The organism is Sphingomonas sp. P4_G2 (assembly GCF_056401155.1).
Window position 1 is genome coordinate 39770 of sequence record NZ_JBFUJY010000011.1, and the last position, 19922, is coordinate 59691.

A 19922-nucleotide genomic window follows, 5' to 3' on the forward strand; every position below is an offset into this window, starting at 1 on the left:
CGCGTGGGATTTGCATCCTCTTGGAGCAAGGCCGGGTTTGTTTTGAACACAAGGACCACAGGACTTTGAACATAAATCGTCAGGCCGGCCGCCGTCGCGGCCGTGGTGGCCAGCGCCAGGGTGGCGGCGGTAATCCCAACGGAAACAACGGGAACCGCATCGACAACCGCGCGCGGGGCAATGCGAACCAGCTCTTCGAGAAGTACAAGACGCTCGCCGCCGAGGCACAACGTCAGGGCGACCGCGTCAACACCGAATATTATCTGCAGTTCGCGGACCATTATTTCCGCGTCCTCGCCGAGAATCGCAATCGGTTCGAAGAGCAGAACCCGAATCAGGCTCAACAGCGCCGTGGCCGCGAGGACGCGTTCGATGATGAGGATGAGGGTTACGAGGACGATGGCGCCGAGGGCGAGAGCCAGGAGCCACGCCGCGAGATCCAGGCCGAACCGCGCCGGGAGAGCCGCAACCAGGATCGCGACGATCGTGGCAATCGCGACGATCGTGGCAATCGTCAGGATCGCGGCAATCGCGAACCGCGCGAGGATCGCGGCAACCGCTACAACGGCAATGCCAATGTCAATGCTGGCGCCAACGGCAACGTGAACGGCTATGCCGAGAACGACCCCGACGAGGTGAACAGTGTCGAAGTGACTGAGGTCGCTGCACCGGTCGAGGAACGCGCCGAGCGTCCGTCGCGCCGGGGCCTGCGTCCGCGCCGCGAACCGCGCGTGGTCGAGGCGAGCGAGGGTGAGACCTTCGACGCGTCGCTGCTCCCGCCGTCGCTCGGCATTTCGGCCGGCACCGAAGGCGAGGAAGAGCCCGCTCCCAAGCCACGCCGCCGCCGCACGCCGCGCGCGACCGAACCGGCTGCCGACGCCGCCGAGTAATAGCCGTCAACCCGATGCTGGCCTCGTGCCGTATCCCGATTGCCTGAGATCCCAGCGTTCGCTGGGATGACAGAATGAAACGCCCGGTCGGACCCGTTCCGCCCGGGCGTTTTGTTTTGTGCCCTAGCCCAGCGTTGAACGGCTTCCGCAAATGACGGCTTGCGGCCCAATATCGGCCACTCGCGCCAGCCTTCGAGAAAGGCCTCTTTGTACACTTTTCTGCCGTTAGGCTTGCCCGTCTCGTGTGACCGGGATAGCTTGCGGAACAGGCTTGGCCCGCGCCTCCTCCCTCCAATTGGGGAAGTATCGCACATACGGGGCGACGAGAGTCATCGGACCATCTGTTCGAGCGTTCGCATAAGGAGGGATTGCGTTTCTGGCTCGGAATGGAGGTTTGCGATGCGCCTATCCGTACCGATCTATCAGCTAAAGCGCCGGGCCAAATTATTGGCGCGAGCCGAAAAAGTCCCCTTGCATGAAGCGCAGGATCGGATTGCCCGCAAGGAAGGCTTTCGCGCCTGGAGCGCGCTGTCCGCATGCATGACGGCGAACTCGCCAGCGTCCGCATTGCTGCCGAAGCTAGCCGACGGTGATATGCTTTTGCTTGGCGCTCGTCCGGGACAGGGCAAAACTCTGCTGGGCATACAGCTTTTGCTTGATGCTGCCCGCGACGGGAGGCGGGCTGTCCTCTTCACGCTGGAATATACCGCTGAGGAGGCGATGCAGCTCGTCCTATCCGTAAATAATGGAGAGGTCAGGCACGCACCGGAAATCGTGACGTCGGGCGACATAAGCGCAAATCTTATCGTACAATATCTGTCCGGTTCGCCAACAGGAACCGTAGCTCTCATCGACTATCTTCAAATTTTGGATCAGCAAAGAAGCAAGCCACCGCTTTCGGAACAGATGCGCGTGTTGAGCGGATTTGCCAGGAAAAGCGGGGTCATCCTTGGCTTCATTTCGCAGATCGACCGTTCGTTCGATCCTAAGCGCGATCCTTTGCCTAGTCTTGACGACGTTCGCCTCCCTAACCCGATACCGGCAGGCATATTCTCGAAGGCCTGTTTCCTGCACGCTGGCGAAACTCGGCTTCAGCATGTCGTGTAGTGTTTCGAAGCGGCATCTTGAGCCACGCTCGGACGATAGCTCATCTCTCGATCGCTCCGGAATGGACACGACATTGCAGCTTCCACGATCTTTCAGCTTCCGTTCACCGGCCAATACGCTAGCTTTGTCTCAAACAAGACAAGGGGATGGTGATGCGCGGATTGGCGGTTTCGGTCTTGTTGCTGGTGCCGGGCGTCGCGTTGGCGCAGACGGCGCCCCAGCCCTCGGCGCAGGGTGATGTCTCGGTCACGATCTACAATAACGACCTGGCGCTGATCCAGGATACAAGGCGACTGGCCCTGGCGAACGGTGTCAACCGTCAGGAATTTCCCGACGTCTCCGACCGCATCCGGCCAGAGACGGTGCGTCTGTCGGTCGACGGCGCGTCGATCGTCGAACAGAATTTCGACTATGACTTGTTGTCGCCGAGCGCGCTGATCCAGAAGGCGGTCGGCCAGACCATCACGCTGGTCCGCACCAACCCGGCGACGGGCGCCGAGACCCGTGAGCGGGCCAAGGTGCTGGCGACCAATGGCGGCGTCGTGCTCCAGATCGGCAACAATATCGAGGTGCTGCGCGACGACGGGCTGCCGGTGCGCGTGGTCTACGATTCGCTGCCGCCCAATTTGCGCGCGCGGCCGACCTTGTCGATCTCGCTCGACGCTTCGGGCGGTGGTACGCGCCCGGCGACGCTCAGCTATCTGACCACCGGACTCGGCTGGAATGCCGATTATGTCGCGCTGTTCGACGAAGCGAAGAGCACGATCGATGTCCAGGGTTGGGTGACGCTGAGGAACGACAACAATGTCGCCTTCACCAATGCCGATACAATGCTGGTCGCGGGCGCGCCGGGGCAGGGCGGCGGCAATGCCGGCATGGCGCCGGGCACGCTCCCGGGTACCGAGCGTTCGGGACGCGCCCGGCTGGGGGATTTCTATCTCTACCCGGTCGGCCACCGCATCACGATCGCGCCCAATCAGCAGAAGCAGGTCAGCTTCCTGTCGGTCGGCGGCGTGCCGGCGAAGAAGCTCTATCAATATCGCAACGCCTGGTACGGCTCGTCGAGCGATCCCGTGAGCGCCGCCACGGTGTTGAGCTTTTCGAGTTCTAGAGATGGCGGACTCGGCGATGCGCTGCCTGCGGGGACGGTCCGCGTCTATATCCGCGACGCCAAGGGCCAGCCGCAATTCATCGGCGAGAATCGCATCGATCACACGCCGATGGGGTCGACCCTGGCGATCCGCACGGGCGAGGCGTTCGACGTCAAGATCAAGCCGGCGGTCGAGAAGCGCGAAAAGATCAACAGCGGGGAATGGGAGCGAACCGAGAAATTCCGCATCTCGGTCGACGGCGGCAAGCCGACCGTCGTCGAGCGCGAGGACGAAGTCACCTATTGGCGCACGACGATGAGCTATACGGTCACCAATGCGCGGCCCGAACCGGTCACGGTCGACCTGGTCCAGGCCGGGCTCGACCGCACTTACTGGCACGACACGCGCGTTTCGAGCGAATCGATCAAGGGCGAGCAACGGTCGCTCGACGAGCGGCTGTGGCATGTGACGGTGCCGGCCAACGGATCGACCGTGCTGACCGTCGCGTTCGACACCCGGTACTGACGGCGGGATCCGCGCGATGCGCGCCGCCTTGCTGTTGCTGTTCGTGCTGGCCGGCGCCGTGCCAGCGCGCGCGCAGACCGTCATCACCTCCGCCGGCCCCGACAAGGTATCGGTGACACTCTATCGCGACCCCAATCGCGGGGCGCAAAGCGCCATCAACCGGTCCTATCCGCAGGGCTTCGCGCTGGTCACCGAAACGCGCACGGTGACCATTCCCGCCGGGCCGGCGGTGATCCGGTTCGAAGGTGTCGCCGGCAACATCCTGCCCGAAAGCGCTTTGGTGTCGGGGCTGCCCGACGGGGTCGAGGAGAAGAATCTCGACGCCAATCTGCTGTCGCCGCGCTCGCTGTTCGAGCGCGCGCTAGGCCGTCGCGTTCTCGTTCGCCGCACCAACCCTGCGACGGGCAAGGCGCAGTTGCTCCAAGCGACTTTGCGCTCCTCGGCCAATGGCGCGGCCGTGCTCCAGTTCGGCGGGGCCTATGGTGACCTGCGCTGCTCCGGCCTGCCCGAAGCGATCGTTTATGACGGCGTGCCCGAAGGCTTGTCAGCCAAGCCAACGTTGTCGGTGAGGACGACGGCCAAGGCTCAGCGCCAAGTGACGCTGACCTTGTCTTATCTGTCGGGCGGGTTCGACTGGCAGGCGGATTATGTCATCGCGATGCGCAAGGACGGACAAAGCGCCGATCTGTTCGCATGGATCACACTCGCATCGACCGACGTCACCAGCTTCGTCGATGCCGATACCCAAGTCGTCGCGGGCAAGATCAATCGCACCGCCAATAGCAATTACGGTCCGCGCAATTTCGTCTCGTCGAGCTACCTGCCGCTGCAATGCTGGCCGCTGCCGGAATATGATCTGTCCAATGAGGAGCGCTATTCCGCCGACGCTGTGCGGGAAGCGCCCGCACCGCCGCCGCCGCCCCCACCGCCCGAACCGATGGAACTCGTGGTCTCCGCAAGCCGGGCCGGTTTTATGGCCGACGCGAAAGTGGCGACGGTCGAGGCGCTCGGCGACCTCAAACTCTATCGCTTCCCGACCCGCGTCACCGTCGCCTCGCAATCGCAGAAGCAGGTCGGGCTGATGAACAAGTCCGGCGTCAAACTCGCGCCGATCTATGTCAGCGATATTATGCGCGAGAACGCGCAGACCGGCTTGCTGCTGCGCGGCAAGAACACCACCGCCAACGGGCTCGGTGCCGCGATGCCGGCGGGCAAGGCGGCGGTCTTCAGCGACGTCGACGGACAGATGCTGCTGGTCGGCGAATCGGCGATCGACGACAAAGCCGTGGACGAATTGGTCGAATTCCGCATGGGCCAGCCGCAGAGCGTATCGGCGCGAGTGGTGGGCACACGCCGCCGTCCCAACGACCGCACCACCGGCTATACGCTGACCGTCACCAACGACCAGCCCTGGCCAGTGACCTACGAGACCAAGATTCACCTCTACGATTACGAGAAGATCGCGCGATCGAGCAGTCGGCTGGGGAGGAAGGACGGTGCGTCTTTCTGGACGACGATTATCCCCGCGAACGGTACCGCGACCTTATCCTACGCCGTGCGCGACGATCGCAAGCGGTAGGACAGTCCAGCTTTGCTCAGGTGCCGTCGGCCGGACGTGGCGGACCGTTTCAGCTTGCCGAATTCGCGGCTAAGGCAAGGGCGATGCAACGGCTCGCCATTTACGACATGGACAAGACGATCACCCGATCGCCGACCTGGATGCCGTTCCTCCGCGCCTGGGCCAGACGGCGGCCGTGGCGACTCGCGGCGCTAGCCGCCAGCGTTGCGCCGGCCGCGCTCTATCTCGGCAAACGCATCGATCGCGCGCGGCTGAAGGAAATGACGCAGCGGCTGGTGATCGGACGGCGGCCGGCGATTGACCAGGTCGATCAAGCCGCGGCGCGTTTCGCAAACCGAATCGTCGTCGGCAAGGTCTGGGACGATGCCCGCGCACGCATCGCGGCCGACCGCGCGGCGGGCTATCGCGTGGTGATGGCGACCGCCTCGTACGATTTCTACGTTCGCCCGATCGCTGCTGCCTTGGGCATCAGCGACGTCATCGCGACGCCGTCGACACTCGAAAACGGTCGTCTGCTGCCACGCATCGCGGGCGAGAATTGCTATGGCGATGCCAAGCTTCGCATGATTGAAGCGTGGATGGCGCGCGAGAGGATCGCGCGCCGGGACGCTCATGTCCGCTTCTATTCCGATCACGTCTCCGACGCGCCGACACTCGACTGGGCGGACGAAGCCTTCGCGGTTAACCCGCATGCGCCGCTGCTCGCGTTGGCCGGAGAGAAGGGCTGGACTGTCCTACGCTGGCGGTAGGTTCAGGCCATTGCGGTTGGTTTCCCCCTCCCTGAAAGGGAGGGGGTAAGGGGTGGGTTTAGCATCGGGCGAGGCTCGAAGCCTCGTCCGATGCTTTTTTGACGATCGGCCGACGAGTCTTTTGGGCGCGCAGACGCGCGCACCCACCCCCAACCCCTGCCTTGGCAGGGAGGGGAGCCGAAATCCTACAGCAATACATCCACCGCATGGATGACGAGCCCGACCAGCCCGCCGACCAGGGTACCGTTGATACGGATATATTGCAGGTCGCGGCCGACCGCATTCTCCAGCCGCCGCGTGATCGTCTGCGCGTCCCAGCCGCGCACCGTTTCCGACACCAATCGCACGATCGCGTCACCATAATCGGCCGCGGTGCCGACCGCGGCACGGCGCGCGAAACGGTTGATCGTATTGGCGAGCTCGGGATCCTCCTGCAACGTCACGCCGAGCTGGTGGAGCGCCTCACCGAACCGCCCGGCCATCATCGCATCGGGATCGCGCGCGATCTTCAGCATCGCGCCGCGCATCTGTTCCCAAATGCCCTGCCACCAGTCCGACAGCGCGGGATTGTCGAGCATCTCCGCCTTGAACCCCTCGACCCGCTCGCGCATCACGGGGTCGAATTGCAGATCATAAGCGAGCTGCGCCAGACCTTCCTCGGCTTTGGCGCGCAGCGGGTGGTCGGGCTGCGACGCCATGTCCTGGATCATGCCGTCGAGCCCGGCGATGATCTTGTTGGCCAGCGTCTCGTCGAGCCCGGTCCAGCGCATCAGCGATCCGGCGCGCTCATGCACCATCGCGCGGATCACCGGTTCGTTAGCGGAGAGCACCTTGGCCGCCCATTTGATGATGCCGTCGAGCAGGGGCACGTGGCGGTTATCGGCAATCGCGGCGTTCAGCGCGTTGCCCAGCAATGGCGAGATTTCGAGCGAGCGCAGGCGCTGCGCCAGCGTCGTCCGCACCATCCCGCCCAGCCGTTCCTGGTCGAGCGATTCGAGCATGTCGGCGGCCAAGCGCGACGCGCCGCGCCTGAGCCGGCCTTCGCTCGCGCCCTTGGGGCTGGCCAGCCAGCGGCCGGCGGCGCCAGCGACGTCGACGCCCTGCATGCGCCGGGCGACGACGCGTGGGATCAGGAAATTATCGCGCAGGAATTGCGCGAGCGTGTCGCCGATCCGGTCCTTGTTCCTCGGTACGATCGCGGTGTGCGGGATGGGCAGGCCGAGCGGGTGGCGGAACAAGGCGGTCACCGCGAACCAGTCGGCCAGTCCGCCGACCATTGCCGCTTCGGCAAAGGCGCGGACGAATCCCCAAAGGGGGTGACGATCGCCCAGCGCGCGCGCGACCAGGTAGAGCGCCGCCATCGCCACCAACAGAGCCGTGGCGACCAGCCGCATCCGCCTGAGGGCAGGAGGCGCGGTAGTCGGGCCGGGAACGGACAGTCGCGCCAACTTCATGGCCGAAACAATCCCCCAAAGCCGGGATTGTTCAAGCCCTCCTTATGCAACCGGTCGTCATTCGGCCGGTTGCGGCCCCTGTTCGCCATGGTCATAGCCAATCGGCTTGGGTGCATCCGGATGGTCGAGTATCGGCCGGCTATCGTCGCCGGGACGATAGGTCAGCAGCACGCGGCGCAGCCACGGCCCGGCCCATTCCTCGATCCCGATCGCCAGGCTGAAGCTGGCCGGCACGATCAGCAATGTCAGCACGGTCGACAGGATCAACCCGCCGATCACGACGATGCCCATCGGCGCGCGCCAGGACGCATCGCCCGACAGCGATACTGCGGTCGGCACCATGCCCGCCACCATCGCGACCGTGGTCATGACGATCGGCTGCGCGCGCTTGTGACCGGCATCCTCGATCGCGGCCAGGCTGGGCACGCCTTTGCTCATCTCTTCCAACGCGAAGTCGATCAGCAGGATCGAGTTCTTGGCGACGATCCCGATCAGCATCAGCAAGCCGATATAGACCGGCATCGAGATCGGCTGACCGGCGATCCACAAGGCGATCAACCCGCCCAGCGGCGCCAGCAGCAGTGAGCCCATGTTGACGAACGGCGGCAGGACGCGGCGATAGAGCAGCACCAACACCGCGAACACCAGGAACACGCCGGCCACCACCGCGACCAGGAAGTTGTAGATCATCTCTGCCTGCCATTTGGCCTGACCGAGCGTCAGTTGCTGCACGCCATTGGGCAAATGCTGCATGATCGGCAGCGCGTTGATTTCCTTCCACGCCTGGCTCGACACCAACGGCTTGCCGGTCTTGGGATTGAGGCCCAAATCAGCGCCGATCGTCAGCTGGCGCTGCAACTGGACACGTTGAATCTTCGATGGGCTGGCGCCGAAGCTGATATCGGCAACGGTCGACAGCGGTACAGATCCGCCATTGATTGTCGATACCGGAATGTTCTGGATCGTCGCCATCCGCGAGCGCGCCGATTGTTCGAGCGCGACGGTGATCGGCACCTGGCGATCGCTGAGCGAAAATTTTGCCTTGTTCTGGTCGATATCGCCCAAGGTGGCGAGGCGCACCGCGCTCGACAGCGCCTGCGTCGTCACGCCCAGATTGGCAGCGAGATCGAATCGCGGGCTGACCACCAGTTCGGGCTGTTGCAGATCGCCCTGGATACGCGGCGCCGTGACCGATTTAAGCTTCGACAGCTGCTGCACGATCGTCTGCGCGGTCGAGGTCAGCAATTTCGGGTCGTCGCCCCCCAGCACGATGGTGATGTCGCGCCCGCTCGATCCCCAACCCTGCTGTGAGCGGAACGAGACACGCGCGTCGGGGATCGCGGCCAGGGTCGGCGCCAGTTGGCGCTCGAACTGGACGCTCTTGAGATCCTTGTCCTTCTTGAAGATCGCGGTCACACGGCCGTTGCCGACGAACGCGCGTGAATAGACGTCCTCGACCTGCGGCTGCTTCTTGAGCAGGGCCGCGACCTTGTCGACCACCGCTTGAGTCTGGGCCAGGGTCGTACCGGGCACCATTTCGATGCTCGCCGTCGATGCGTCCTGATCCTGATCGGGCTGGAACGATTGCGGCAGGATGGCGAAGAAGACCACCGTCAACGCCAAGGCTACCGCGCCCGCCACGATCGACGACCAGCGATGGCGCAGCGTCCAGCGCAAAGCCGCCATATACCAGTTCATCATCCGGCCTTCGCCATGCGAGGCATGGCCCTTGGCCTTGAGGAAATAGGCCGCGATCATCGGTGTCAGCAGACGCGCGACGGCCAGCGACATCAGCACCGAGGCGACGACGGTCAGGCCGAAATTCTTGAAGAACTGGCCCGACACGCCCGGCATCAGGCCGACCGGCAGGAACACCGCGACGATCGACATGGTCGTCGCGAGCACCGCCAGGCCGATCTCGTCGGCGGCGTCGATCGCCGCCTGATAGGCGGTCTTGCCCATGCGCATGTGCCGAACAATGTTCTCGATCTCGACGATCGCGTCGTCGACCAGCACGCCGGCGACCAGGCTCAATGCGAGCAAGGTCATCTGATTGAGCGTGAAGCCGAGTTGTTGCATCACGAAGAAGGTGGGGATCGCCGATAGCGGGATGGCCAGCGCCGAGATCGCGGTCGCGCGCCAGTCGCGCAGGAACAGGAACACGACGAGGACGGCCAGGCCCGCGCCTTCGTACATCGCTTCCATCGCCGAGTGATATTGCATCTCGGCATATTGGACGTTGTTGAAGATCAGCTTGAACTTGACCTTGGGATTCTTCTTCTCGAGGTCGGCGAGCTTCTTCTCGGCGCCATGGAACACGGTGACGTCCGACGCGCCCTTGGCGCGCTGGAAGTCGAACGAGATGACCTGCGCGCCGTTGAGCTGCGACGCCGACCGCTGTTCGGCGAACTGATCGACCACGGTGGCGATATCGGTCAGGCGCACCATGCGACCGCCACCGGCCGAAATCTGCGTCTGGCCGAGCGCATAGGCGTCCTTGGCATTGCCGAGCACGCGCACGGTCTGTTCGGAGCCCGCAATCTCGGCGCGGCCGCCCGCGGCGTTCATATTGACCTGGCGCAGCTGTGCGTTGACCTGGCTGGCGGTCAGGCCGAGCGACTGAAGCTTGTCGGGATCGAGCTTGACCCGGATCTCGCGGCTGACGCCGCCATTGCGTTCGACCGTCGCCATGCCCGACACCGACTGCAATTCCTTGGTGACGGTATTGTCGATGTACCAGCTCAGCTGCTCGATCGTCATGTCGGTCGAGATCGCGGCATAATTGGCGAGGTCATTGCCGGTGGTGTTGGCGCGTTCGACCTGCGGCTCGAGGATACCGTCGGGCAAATTGCCGCGAATCTGTTGCAGCGCGCTGCGCACATCCTCGACCGCGCGATCGATCGGCGTGCCGATGTCGAGCTGGACGATGGTGACCGAACTGCCCTCGGTCACGTTCGAGTTGATCTCGTCGATTCCCGACAGACTGCGGACCGCTGCCTCGACCTTCTGCGTGACCTGATTCTCGAGTTCGGTCGGCGCGGCGCCCGGTTGGCTGACCGAAACGATCACGACCGGAAAATCGATATCCGGATCATTGTTGACCTGCATCGTCGCGAAGCTGACCAGGCCGGCCACCGTCAGCATGAAGAACAGGACGAGGCTGGGGACCGGGTTGCGGATCGACCAGGCGGATATGTTGCGGAAGCTCATGCGAACGCCCTCTTCAAAGCTTGCGCAGCTGTGGCTTGACCTTCTGGCCGGGGCTCAGGAACGCCCCCGCCGACAACACCACGCGCTCGTTACCGACCAGGCCCTGAACGATCGCGACGCCGCGATCGGTCACTTCGCCGGTCTTGATCGCGCGGCGCTCGACCTTGTCGTCCTTGTCCAGGATATAAACGAAATTGCCGGTCGCGTCGGTCTGGATCGCCGAGTTCGGCAGGATCGGCGACGTGTTCGCGCCGCCATAGATCGTCGCCGCGGCGAAGCCGCCCGGGCGCAAGGTGGCGTCGAACGGGATCGCGATGCGGACGATGCCGCGACGAGACTGCGGATCGATGACCGGGGGCAGCTGCCACACCTGGCCGGCGAACGACTGGCTGCCGCCGACCGGCGTCACTTGGGCGCGCGAGCCGACCGAGATGCCCTTGATGTCGCCCTCGGCCACTTCGGCCCTGAGCTCCATCTCGCCGCCCTTGGCCATACGGAACAGCGTGCCCGAGCCCGAGCTAACGATCTGGCCGGGCTCGACCATGCGCGCCAGCACCAGGCCGGCGGCGGGCGCCCGGATATCGAGCCGCCCGTTGCGCGCCTGCGTCTCGGCGAGCTGCGCCTGCGCGACCTTCACCCTGGCATTGGCTGCCGCGAGCGTCGCTCCCTTGCGTTCGAGATCGGCCTTGGAGATGAAACCGCGGTCGACCAGCGCCTTGGCGCGGTTATATTCGCTCAGCGCGATATCGGCGTCCGACTTGGCCACCGCGATCGACGCGGCAAGGCTGCTGGCGGTCTGCACCTGGACCGAGCGGTCGACAGTCGCGAGGGTCTGGCCGGCGGCGACCCATTGGCCCGGCTGCACCAGCACCGCGGTCACCCGGCCGCCTTCGCCGGCGACGCCGACAGGCATATCGACCCGCGCGGCGAGCGACCCCGTCGCCGACACCATGCGGTCGACCGAATTGCTCCCCGGCGACCCCACCGACACGGTCGGCATCTGGTCCTCGGGCGCGCCGCTGGCGGTCGTGCCGCCGGTCCCTGCCGCGGGCTTGGCGGCCGGACGCATCATGAAGAAGGCAGCGATCAGCACGACGATGATTGCGCCGATCCCGCCCAGGACCAGCCAGCGACGCCGCGGCGTCGCGGTTTCGTCGGTGAGCGCGTACATGCCGCTCGACTCGTAATTCATGTCAGCCACGTTCCCCATGTGCCCTGTCATTGAGGCACCATCAGGGCCTCCGTTGGAACTGTATTATAGAAATAAAGCACCGACCTCAAGAGGCTCGGTGCGCTACTCCAATAATGTCCTTTTCGGCCCCGAATCGCAATCGGTAACGCCATTTCGTGTCGGAAACGGTTGCATTTGCCGGCGCTTTGGGCGGACGATGCAGAACCGCCGATTAAAAAGGCGGTAAGGAGGGAAGTTCGATGCCCGAAAGATCGATTCTGGGATGGCTGCTGATCGGCCTTGTCGCCGGCGTGTTGGGCAAGTTCGTCATGCCGGGCAAGGATCCCGGCGGGTTCATCGTCACGATCCTGATCGGCATCGCCGGCGCATTGCTGGCCGGCTTTGTCGCGCAGACGATGAACTGGACCTTGGTCGGCGGCTGGCAGAATTACGCGGCGGCAACCGCCGGCGCGATCGTGCTGCTCGCTTTGTACCGGGTGGTGGTCAGTCGTCGCGTATAGAGCGTGATGGCGTGTTCGCGTAAGGCCGCGACCTCGTTCAGGTTGGTGTAGTCCGCCCTGTGGCACGGCCGCCGAGGACGGAATGATCCGTCATGTCTGGAGGACATATGCGTTTGCTTGCCACTGCCGCCGTCATCACCCTGTCATCGATCGCGGTCGCTCCCGCGCTCGCTCAGACGATGCCCGTCGCTCCGGCGGTGATCCCGGACGGGACCCTGCTCGACGTCACCGCAACCGGCAAGACCACGCGCGTTCCCGATCTGGCGACGATCCGCGCCGGTGTCGTCACCCAGGCACCCTCCGCCGCGGCGGCACTGTCCGACAACGCCAATCGCATGAGCGCGGTCCTGTCGGCGCTGAAGCGCGCAGGCATCCAGCCGCGCGACATCGCCACCGCCAATGTCTCGCTGCAACCGCAATATCGCTACGAGGACAACAAACCGCCGGTCATCACCGGCTATCAGGCGACCAACAATGTCTCGATTCGCTTCCGCGACATCGCCAAATCGGGTGCGATCCTCGACGCGCTTGTAGCGCAGGGCGCCAACCAGATCGACGGGCCCAATCTCTCGCTCGACCAGCCCGATGCCGCGCTCGACGAAGCGCGAGTCGATGCGGTCAAGCGTGCCCAGGCGCGCGCGCAGCTTTATGCCAAGGCGGCTGACCTATCGGTGTCGCGCATCCTGACGATTGCCGAAGGCGGAGAAATCGCCGGACCGCCGCCGCCGATGCCGGTCTATCGCATGGCTGCCGCCAAGGCGGCCGACACGCAGGTGATGCCGGGCGAGAGCGACGTGACGGTGACGATCACGGTGCGCTTCCTGCTCAAATGACGAGAAAGGGGCCGCTCCCAAGATGGGAACGGCCCCTCCGTTTGTTCGCGTTGTTTTCAGCTTCGCTGAGCGGACCGGCACCGTAACCGAAACAGACTCTAGCGAAACCGCCCGCGGTTGATCAGGGCGAGGACTGCCAGCAAGATGATCGCGCCGGCTACCGAATAGATGAACGTCCTGATCGTGATCGCCTGGTTGATATCGGCGCCGAACAGCCAACCGGCGATGACCGCGCCAATGATCCCAACGACGATATTGACGATGATCCCCGATCCGCCGCCGCGCACGACCAGGCTGGCCAGCCAGCCAGCAAGCCCGCCGACGACCAGCCAGATGATGATGTTCTCAAGCATGTGCCGATCTCCCGCCGGTTACCGCGCGCGACCGCGATTGATAAGGTTGAGGACGAGCAGCAGGGCCACCGCGCCGACGAATGCGGCGACCAGCGCGCCGATCGACGGCGGCCAACTGGCGATCGATCCGCTGCCGGGGAAGAGCGGGCCCAGCAGATAATTGCCGATGAACGACCCGACGATGCCGACGACGATATTGAGAATGAGGCCCTGCTGGGCGTCGGTGCGCATGACGATGCTCGCCAGCCAGCCGATCACGCCTCCGATAACGATCAGAAGAATCCAGTACATCGCAACCCTCCTATTCGACGCGATCTGATGCGATCGGTCTTGGGGTTACGACTCTTCAGAAGGAATATATGTTCCGCCCCCGTTTTGAAACGGGGGCGGCGCGTCAGTATTTCTGCTGGCGCTCGTACAGGCTCTTGTAATGCTGGATACGCGTCACGCGCAGTCCGGGCATGCCCGAGCGATCGATCGCGCGCTGCCAGCCAGCGAATTCCTCGACGGTCAGATTGTACCGGTCGCACACTTCATCGACGCTCAGCAGGCCGCCATTGACCGCCGCCACGACCTCGGCCTTGCGGCGCACGACCCAGCGCGTCGTATCCGCCGGAGGCAGCGTCTCGAGAGTCAGCGGTTCCCCGAGGGGGCCGATCACCTTGGCAGGGCGTATTTTCTGGTTCTCAATCATTCACTACCTCGATTGGGGCGGGGGGCCCCCACTCACTTTGGCTAAAAACGACCATTAGCGGCCGGACTTGAACATCCATTGAAGCGTCTAGGTAAACACGCCCTTCATGCTTGGCCCCAATCCGCGATCCGCGCCGCGACTTGCGCGTCGAATGCGCCGGAGGGTGGGAAGAAGGCCGAGGATTCAATCACTCGCGGAAATTGGCGAGTCTGAATGAGCGCGGTCGGGCTTGCTGCCTGGCGTGCCGAGATGCCGACCATGAGCACGGCCAGGTCGGGTGGCAACACCGCGACCGACGCATCGTGATCGAATCTCAGATAACTCAGGTCCACGCTTTTACTCACCCGCGTTCAACAGAATCGAGGGTCTACCCATTTTGCCCTAAAGGTCGGTAAAGACGGTGTTCGCGGGAGCTTAACCTCGCACGGCTGCGGCTTGCCTAGGCAAAGTGGGCCGGCATCCCTATTGAGCGCCACACAGCAATGACCGAAGTCGACTTCCAACTAGGCCCCGATCTGTCGGGCAAGCGCATCGTCGTCGCCATGTCGGGCGGAGTCGATTCGTCGGTCGTGGCCGCGCTCGCCGCGCGCACGGGCGCGGAGACGATCGGCATCACGCTCCAGCTTTACGATCATGGCGAAGCGGTCGGGCGCGCGGGCAGCTGTTGCGCCGGGCGCGACATCCGCGATGCGCGCGCCGTCTGCGATCGGCTCGGCATCGCGCATTATGTCCATGATCATGAAAGCGCATTTCGCGACGCGGTGATCGATCAGTTCGCCGATGAATATGTCGCCGGGCGCACCCCGATTCCCTGCGTCCGCTGCAATATGGGTCCCAAATTCACCGACCTGTTCCGACTCGCGCGCGATCTCGGCGCCGATTGCCTGGCGACCGGCCATTATGTCCGCCGAGTCGAAGGACCCGAGGGCGCCGAACTCCATCGCGCTGCCGATCCGGCCCGTGACCAGAGCTATTTCCTGTTCGCGACGACACGCGATCAGCTCGATTTCCTGCGCTTTCCATTGGGCGACTTACCCAAGCCGCGCGTCCGCGAGCTTGCCGCCGAACTGGGTCTGGGCGTCGCCGCCAAGCCCGACAGCCAGGATATCTGCTTCGTCCCCGACGGCGATTATGCGAGCCTGGTCAAGAAGTTGCGGCCCGAAGCGGAAGCCGGAGGCGATATCGTCGACCTGGCTGGCCGCAAGCTCGGCGAGCATAAGGGGCTGATCCATTTCACCATCGGCCAGCGCCGCGGGCTCGAAATCGGCGGCAGCCCCGAGCCGCTCTATGTCGTTCGTTTAGATCCCGCGACTCGCCGCGTGATCGTCGGCCCGCGCGCCGCGCTCGGCGTCGCCTCGGCGCGGCTGTCGGACATCAACTGGCTGGGCGGCGATTATAGCGGGCCGATTACCGCCAAGGTGCGCAGCCTCGCCAAGCCGGTCCCCGCGCGGCTCGCCGGCGACCGGGTCTTGTTCGACGATCCGGAATATGGCGTCGCGCCGGGTCAGGCGGCGGTGCTCTATGCCGGCGATCGCGTGCTCGGCGGCGGCTGGATCGAGGAAACGCAAGCGGTGGAAACAGCGCTGGCGGCGTGATTGCCGCTATTCGGCTTTGGGAAAGAACCGTTCGATCACACTCGACGCCAGCCGCGCGGGGCGCAGCGTTTGGGCGTCGATGCAGCACCAGCTCGATTTGACCTCGGCCAGCACTTCTTCGCCGCGGTGGATGACCGTCTGATAGAAAGCACGGGCACCCTGGACCTTTTCGAGCAGGACGGTGGCGATCACCTCGTCGTCGAGGAAGGTCGGCTTGCGATAGGTGATCTCATGCTTGAGCGCGACCCAGAGCAGGCTTGCGACGGCCTCGGCCGGCGCGATCTTCTGCCAATGGCTCAGCACCGCGTCCTGCACCCACTTCAGATAGGAGGCATTGTTGACGTGCCCCATGAAGTCGATGTCGGCGGGATCGATGCCGATCGGGAAGTCGTGTGGGAGGGCATGGTCGGTCACGCCGGGAATATAGCGCTTGTGGCGAAAAATAGCGAACTTTCTATGGGATAAACGGACGCTACGGAAAGCGGGCGCGAGGGGTGGGGGAGCATAAATCCTCCCCGGGACGGGGAGGGGGACCGCTCGCGCAGCGAGTGGTGGAGGGGGTTCTCAACACCTACATCATGGCGTGGGGCGCACCCCCTCCACCAAGCCGCTGCGCGCCTTGGTCCCCCTCCCCGTAAACGGGGAGGATTTTTTTGGTCAGCCCAAGAGAAACGTGCCTTCGAGCACCGTCACGCAATTCCCGCCGAGAATCACCCGATCGCCCTCCAGCCGGCAGTCGAGATACCCGCCCCGGGAACTGGCCTGGTATGCGGTGAACCTGTCGCGTCCCAGACGCTTCGCCCAATAGGGTACCGCGACCGCATGCGCTGACCCCGTCACCGGATCCTCGTCGATCCCGCCGCCGGGCGCGAAGGCACGGCTGATGATGTCGGTACCGTCGCCCGGCGCCGTCGCGATGGTAAGGAGGTCGCCGCCCGCCGCCAGCGCGCGGAAATCGGGCGCGAGCGCGCGCACCTGATCGGCGGTCTCCAGCACGATCAGCGCATAGCGATGCTCATGCCACAATGTCTCGACCGCTCTGTCGATGCCCAGCCCCGCGATGATGTCCGGCAGCGGCTTGGGCGAAGGTACCCAGGCGGGCAGCGCCAGTTCGTAGCTGCCGCCAGCCCGCGCGACCTCGAGCGTTCCAGCCTTGCGCGTGCGGAAGCGAACACGCTCGCGGTCGGGGTCCGACGACAACACGAAATGCCCGCTCGCCAGCGTCGCATGGCCGCACATCACCACTTCGACCGCGGGCGTGAACCAGCGCAGGTCGAAATCGACGCCGTCATCGTCCGACGCGACCAGGAAAGCGGTCTCGGACAGATTGTTCTCGGCGGCGATCTTCTGCAGCAATTCGTCGTCGAGCCAGTCGTTGAGCGGCATCACTGCTGCCGGATTGCCCTCAAAGGCATGACGCGCAAATGCGTCGATCTGCGCGATCGGTAACCTCACTTCCAGTCTCCTTAGATACGCTTGCCGAACCAGTGCGGCGTCACATCGGCTTCGACCAGCGGGTTGTCGGTGTCGACATGGCCCTCGGGGTCGACATGGATCAGCACTTCCACCCTGGGAAAGGCCCGATGCAGCGCGTTCTCCACGCGCTCGACCACCTCATGCGATTGCGCGACGGTCAGGTCGCGGCCGACTTCCATATGGAATTGCGCGAATTCGTGGCTGCCCGATCGCCGCGTGCGGAAATCGTGGATACCCTTCAATCCTTCCTGCCGCGCCGCGACTTCGATGAATTGCTTGCGCAAATCCTCGGGCCACTCCTTGTCCATCAACTGGTCGATGGCGTTGGACGACGCCTGGAACGCGCCCCAGGCGAGCCAGGCGGCGATGATGATGCCGAATATCGGGTCGGCGCCGCGCAAGCCCAGATATTGATCGAGCACGATCGCGGCGATTACCGACAGGTTGAGGAACAGGTCCGACTGGTAATGGACCTTGTCCGCCATGATCGCGACCGATCCGGTTTTTCGGATGATCGAGCGTTGATAAGCGAGCAAAGCAAAAGTAGCGAGGATCGCGACGATCGACACGCCAATGCCGAACTCGGCCTCAGCTGTCTGGCTATTGTCGCCGAACTTCAGGACGGCACGCCAGGCGATACCCGCGGCGGACAGCGTGATCAGCCCGACCTGAAATAGCGCGGCCAGCGCTTCCGCCTTGCCATGGCCGAAACGATGGTCGTGATCGGCGGGCTCGGCGGCGATCTTGACGCCGTAGAGCGTGACCAGGCTGGCCAGCAGGTCGAGCCCGGTATCGGCGAGGCTGCCAAGCATCGCCACCGATCCGGTCGACCAGGCCGCGTAGCTCTTGAGCGCGAGCAGGAACAGCGCCATCGCCACGCTGGCCAGCGCGGCACGGATCGCGAAGGGGATGATGCGGCGGCGTTCGCTCTCGGTCATCATGGATAGAGCAATCCTTCGGACCAGGTCCCGTCGCCAGCAAGGTCGAATACACGGCGTTCGTGCAAGCGATGCGCGCGATCCTGCCAGAATTCGATATGGGTCGGGGTCAGGCGATAACCACCCCAATGCGGCGGGCGCGGGACGTCTTGCCCCTCGAACCGGGCCTTCGCCTGCTCGTATCGCGCCTCGAACGTCTCGCGCGCGTCGAGCGGGCGCGACTGGTCGGAGGCCCAGGCGCCGAGCTGCGAATCGCGCGCGCGGCTGGCGAAATAGGCGTCGGACTCGGCATCGGTCGCAAGGCTCAGGCTGCCCTCGATCCGGATCTGGCGGCGCAGCGACTTCCAGTGGAACAGCAAGGCGGCGTGCGGATTGGCCGCCATCTCCCCTGCCTTGCGGCTCCCGCGGTTGGTGTAGAAGACGAAGCCGTCGCGACCATGGCCCTTGAGCAGCACCATCCGCACTGAGGGACGTCCGTTCGCGTCCGCGGTGGCGAGGGCCATCGCGTTCGAATCGTTGGGTTCGCTCTCACGCGCTTCGGCGAACCAGCTGTCGAACAGGGCGAAGGGATCGGTGCTCATAGGGTGCCCTTACCTGATCCTCCCCGGAACGGGGAGGGGGACCATTGCGAAGCAATGGTGGAGGGGTCCACGAGCCATTAGCCTTCTCGCATGCGGCGTCTTGGTCGCGGGCCCCCTCCACCACGCGGCTAACGCCGCATGGTCCCCCTCCCCGTTCCGGGGAGGAATTAGGGGGAACGACTCCGCCGCTCGTCGATTGAATCGGTTTCGCAACGGAGGTGACCCATGGCCGCACGGGCCTATTGGCAGGGACAGATCAGGCTGGCGCTCGTCTCGATCCCGGTCGAAATCTACACGGCGACCAAATCGGGCGCGCAAGTGGCGTTCCACCAGATCCACGAACCTTCGGGCAAGAGGATCAAATACGAGAAGACCGTGCCCGGCATCGGTGAGGTCGACCCCGACGAGATCGTCAAGGGATTCGAATATGAGAAAGGCGAATATGTCCTGCTCGACCAGGACGAGATCGACGCGGTGAAGCTCGAATCGAAAAAGACGCTCGAACTCACCCAATTCGTCGACATGGATGAGATCGACGTCCTCTATTACGAACGGCCCTATTTCGTCGTTCCCGCCGACGACCTGGCCGAAGAGGCGTTCATCGTGCTGCGCGAGGCATTGCGCCGCGCGAAGAAGGTCGGGATCGGCCAACTGGCGATGCGCGGGCGCGAATATGTCGTCAGCCTGAAACCCTGTGGTCGCGGCATGGTGCTCGAGACGTTGCGTTACGCCGGCGAAGTCAACCGCGCCCAGGGCTATTTCCGCGATATCCCCGATAACGAGCCCGATCAGGATCTGCTCAACCTCGCGACCACGCTGATCGACAAGAAATCCGCCAAGTTCGATCCGGCGAAGTTCCACGACCATTATGTCGATGCGCTGAAAGACCTGATCGCGCGCAAGGCCAAGCAGAAGTCGCGGCGCAAGATCATCGAGGACAAGGATGACGCGGGCACCGGCCGGTCGGGATCCAATGTCATCGACCTGATGGCGGCGCTCAAGAAATCGATCGAGAAGCCCTCCTCGCACCCGGCGCAGAAGACCAGCGTCACTGCGACCAAGAAGACCGCGCACAAAAAGGCCCCGGCACGCGCCGCGTCGGCAAAGAAGCGTGCCTGATCACCGTCCGTCACCCCAGCGAAAGCTGCGGTCTCA

At 64.2% G+C, this 19922-nt stretch carries 20 protein-coding genes; 9 read left to right on the forward strand and 11 right to left on the reverse strand.

The genetic code is table 11. From position 1 onward, the window contains the following. Positions 1 to 65: 65 nt before the first annotated feature. From AC1DRD_RS21060 to AC1DRD_RS21080, 5 genes are all read left to right on the forward strand, one after another. The gene (locus tag AC1DRD_RS21060; RefSeq protein WP_478042917.1) at positions 66 to 890 is read left to right on the forward strand and encodes a DUF4167 domain-containing protein; all 825 of its coding nucleotides are present in this window, start codon (positions 66 to 68) and stop codon (positions 888 to 890) included. Between the two features lie 399 nt (positions 891 to 1289). After that, positions 1290 to 1997, forward strand: a complete 708-nt coding sequence (locus AC1DRD_RS21065) for a DNA helicase (RefSeq protein ID WP_478042918.1) — start codon at positions 1290 to 1292, stop codon at positions 1995 to 1997. Between the two features lie 146 nt (positions 1998 to 2143). Then, a complete protein-coding gene (locus AC1DRD_RS21070; protein ID WP_478042919.1) occupies positions 2144 to 3613 on the forward strand; it encodes a DUF4139 domain-containing protein in 1470 nt (489 codons plus the stop codon). Between the two features lie 16 nt (positions 3614 to 3629). After that, complete coding sequence (locus tag AC1DRD_RS21075) at positions 3630 to 5192, forward strand: DUF4139 domain-containing protein (protein WP_478042920.1); 1563 nt, start codon at positions 3630 to 3632, stop codon at positions 5190 to 5192. A gap of 83 nt (positions 5193 to 5275) precedes the next feature. Next, positions 5276 to 5941: an HAD family hydrolase gene (locus AC1DRD_RS21080; protein WP_478042921.1), complete on the forward strand. Its 666-nt coding sequence runs from the start codon at positions 5276 to 5278 to the stop codon at positions 5939 to 5941. Positions 5942 to 6126: 185 nt separating this feature from the next. Here AC1DRD_RS21080 and AC1DRD_RS21085 read toward each other — a convergent pair whose 3' ends face one another. Genes AC1DRD_RS21085 through AC1DRD_RS21095 form a run of 3 tightly spaced genes read right to left on the reverse strand, consistent with a single transcriptional unit; the run spans position 6127 to position 11797 of the window. Then, positions 6127 to 7395, reverse strand: coding sequence for a DUF445 domain-containing protein (locus tag AC1DRD_RS21085; protein WP_478042922.1), 1269 nt, complete (start codon positions 7393 to 7395; stop codon positions 6127 to 6129). Between the two features lie 57 nt (positions 7396 to 7452). After that, complete coding sequence (locus AC1DRD_RS21090; protein WP_478042923.1) at positions 7453 to 10605, reverse strand: efflux RND transporter permease subunit; 3153 nt, start codon at positions 10603 to 10605, stop codon at positions 7453 to 7455. Between the two features lie 13 nt (positions 10606 to 10618). Further along, positions 10619 to 11797, reverse strand: coding sequence for an efflux RND transporter periplasmic adaptor subunit (locus AC1DRD_RS21095; RefSeq protein ID WP_478029895.1), 1179 nt, complete (start codon positions 11795 to 11797; stop codon positions 10619 to 10621). A gap of 239 nt (positions 11798 to 12036) precedes the next feature. Between AC1DRD_RS21095 and AC1DRD_RS21100 the strand changes: the two genes are divergently transcribed. Next, positions 12037 to 12297: a GlsB/YeaQ/YmgE family stress response membrane protein gene (locus AC1DRD_RS21100; protein ID WP_478029830.1), complete on the forward strand. Its 261-nt coding sequence runs from the start codon at positions 12037 to 12039 to the stop codon at positions 12295 to 12297. A gap of 107 nt (positions 12298 to 12404) precedes the next feature. Further along, positions 12405 to 13130 (forward strand): SIMPL domain-containing protein, encoded by a 726-nt coding sequence (locus AC1DRD_RS21105; RefSeq protein WP_478042924.1) that lies wholly within the window; start codon positions 12405 to 12407, stop codon positions 13128 to 13130. A gap of 98 nt (positions 13131 to 13228) precedes the next feature. On the opposite strand, the gene AC1DRD_RS21110 is transcribed toward AC1DRD_RS21105, so the two are convergent. The 4 genes from AC1DRD_RS21110 to AC1DRD_RS21125 all read right to left on the reverse strand — a co-directional run bounded on the left by AC1DRD_RS21110 (position 13229) and on the right by AC1DRD_RS21125 (position 14509). Continuing rightward, entirely contained in the window at positions 13229 to 13483 is a 255-nt protein-coding gene (locus AC1DRD_RS21110; RefSeq protein WP_066811332.1) for a GlsB/YeaQ/YmgE family stress response membrane protein, read from the reverse strand. An 18-nt stretch (positions 13484 to 13501) separates the two neighbouring features. Next, positions 13502 to 13774, reverse strand: coding sequence for a GlsB/YeaQ/YmgE family stress response membrane protein (locus tag AC1DRD_RS21115; protein WP_478029832.1), 273 nt, complete (start codon positions 13772 to 13774; stop codon positions 13502 to 13504). A gap of 103 nt (positions 13775 to 13877) precedes the next feature. Continuing rightward, on the reverse strand, positions 13878 to 14177 hold the full coding sequence (gene sciP / locus AC1DRD_RS21120) for a CtrA inhibitor SciP (RefSeq protein WP_066588249.1): 300 nt from the start codon (positions 14175 to 14177) through the stop codon (positions 13878 to 13880). 104 nt (positions 14178 to 14281) lie between these two features. After that, positions 14282 to 14509 carry a hypothetical protein gene (locus tag AC1DRD_RS21125; protein WP_478029833.1) on the reverse strand — a complete coding sequence of 76 codons (228 nt, stop codon included), beginning with the start codon at positions 14507 to 14509 and terminating at the stop codon, positions 14282 to 14284. 150 nt (positions 14510 to 14659) lie between these two features. Between AC1DRD_RS21125 and mnmA the strand changes: the two genes are divergently transcribed. Continuing rightward, entirely contained in the window at positions 14660 to 15772 is a 1113-nt protein-coding gene (gene mnmA / locus AC1DRD_RS21130; protein WP_478042925.1) for a tRNA 2-thiouridine(34) synthase MnmA, read from the forward strand. Between the two features lie 6 nt (positions 15773 to 15778). Here the strand turns inward: mnmA and AC1DRD_RS21135 are convergent, their stop codons facing one another. From AC1DRD_RS21135 to pdxH, 4 genes are all read right to left on the reverse strand, one after another. Then, positions 15779 to 16186 (reverse strand): acyl-CoA thioesterase, encoded by a 408-nt coding sequence (locus tag AC1DRD_RS21135; protein WP_478029835.1) that lies wholly within the window; start codon positions 16184 to 16186, stop codon positions 15779 to 15781. 243 nt (positions 16187 to 16429) lie between these two features. Beyond that, positions 16430 to 17227, reverse strand: a complete 798-nt coding sequence (locus AC1DRD_RS21140; RefSeq protein WP_478042926.1) for a PhzF family phenazine biosynthesis protein — start codon at positions 17225 to 17227, stop codon at positions 16430 to 16432. A gap of 11 nt (positions 17228 to 17238) precedes the next feature. Next, entirely contained in the window at positions 17239 to 18186 is a 948-nt protein-coding gene (locus AC1DRD_RS21145; protein ID WP_478042936.1) for a cation diffusion facilitator family transporter, read from the reverse strand. Then, positions 18186 to 18767 (reverse strand): pyridoxamine 5'-phosphate oxidase, encoded by a 582-nt coding sequence (gene pdxH, locus AC1DRD_RS21150; RefSeq protein WP_478042927.1) that lies wholly within the window; start codon positions 18765 to 18767, stop codon positions 18186 to 18188. The genes AC1DRD_RS21145 and pdxH overlap by 1 nt, the downstream gene beginning before the upstream one ends. Before the next feature lie 225 nt (positions 18768 to 18992). On the opposite strand from pdxH, the gene ku reads away from it, so the two are divergent. Continuing rightward, positions 18993 to 19886 carry a non-homologous end joining protein Ku gene (gene ku, locus AC1DRD_RS21155; RefSeq protein ID WP_478042928.1) on the forward strand — a complete coding sequence of 298 codons (894 nt, stop codon included), beginning with the start codon at positions 18993 to 18995 and terminating at the stop codon, positions 19884 to 19886. Positions 19887 to 19922: the final 36 nt, after the last annotated feature.

Coding starts and splice junctions, on each gene's coding strand:
- AC1DRD_RS21080 (WP_478042921.1), top strand. CDS start 5,276: ATGCAACGGCTCGCCATTTACGACATGGACAAGACGATCACCCGATCG.
- AC1DRD_RS21105 (WP_478042924.1), top strand. CDS start 12,405: ATGCGTTTGCTTGCCACTGCCGCCGTCATCACCCTGTCATCGATCGCG.
- ku (WP_478042928.1), top strand. CDS start 18,993: ATGGCCGCACGGGCCTATTGGCAGGGACAGATCAGGCTGGCGCTCGTC.
- AC1DRD_RS21065 (WP_478042918.1), top strand. CDS start 1,290: ATGCGCCTATCCGTACCGATCTATCAGCTAAAGCGCCGGGCCAAATTA.
- AC1DRD_RS21145 (WP_478042936.1), bottom strand. CDS start 18,186: ATGACCGAGAGCGAACGCCGCCGCATCATCCCCTTCGCGATCCGTGCC.
- AC1DRD_RS21085 (WP_478042922.1), bottom strand. CDS start 7,395: ATGAAGTTGGCGCGACTGTCCGTTCCCGGCCCGACTACCGCGCCTCCT.
- AC1DRD_RS21070 (WP_478042919.1), top strand. CDS start 2,144: ATGGTGATGCGCGGATTGGCGGTTTCGGTCTTGTTGCTGGTGCCGGGC.
- AC1DRD_RS21095 (WP_478029895.1), bottom strand. CDS start 11,797: ATGAATTACGAGTCGAGCGGCATGTACGCGCTCACCGACGAAACCGCG.
- mnmA (WP_478042925.1), top strand. CDS start 14,660: ATGACCGAAGTCGACTTCCAACTAGGCCCCGATCTGTCGGGCAAGCGC.
- AC1DRD_RS21110 (WP_066811332.1), bottom strand. CDS start 13,483: ATGCTTGAGAACATCATCATCTGGCTGGTCGTCGGCGGGCTTGCTGGC.
- AC1DRD_RS21090 (WP_478042923.1), bottom strand. CDS start 10,605: ATGAGCTTCCGCAACATATCCGCCTGGTCGATCCGCAACCCGGTCCCC.
- AC1DRD_RS21115 (WP_478029832.1), bottom strand. CDS start 13,774: ATGTACTGGATTCTTCTGATCGTTATCGGAGGCGTGATCGGCTGGCTG.
- AC1DRD_RS21075 (WP_478042920.1), top strand. CDS start 3,630: ATGCGCGCCGCCTTGCTGTTGCTGTTCGTGCTGGCCGGCGCCGTGCCA.
- AC1DRD_RS21100 (WP_478029830.1), top strand. CDS start 12,037: ATGCCCGAAAGATCGATTCTGGGATGGCTGCTGATCGGCCTTGTCGCC.
- pdxH (WP_478042927.1), bottom strand. CDS start 18,767: ATGAGCACCGATCCCTTCGCCCTGTTCGACAGCTGGTTCGCCGAAGCG.
- sciP (WP_066588249.1), bottom strand. CDS start 14,177: ATGATTGAGAACCAGAAAATACGCCCTGCCAAGGTGATCGGCCCCCTC.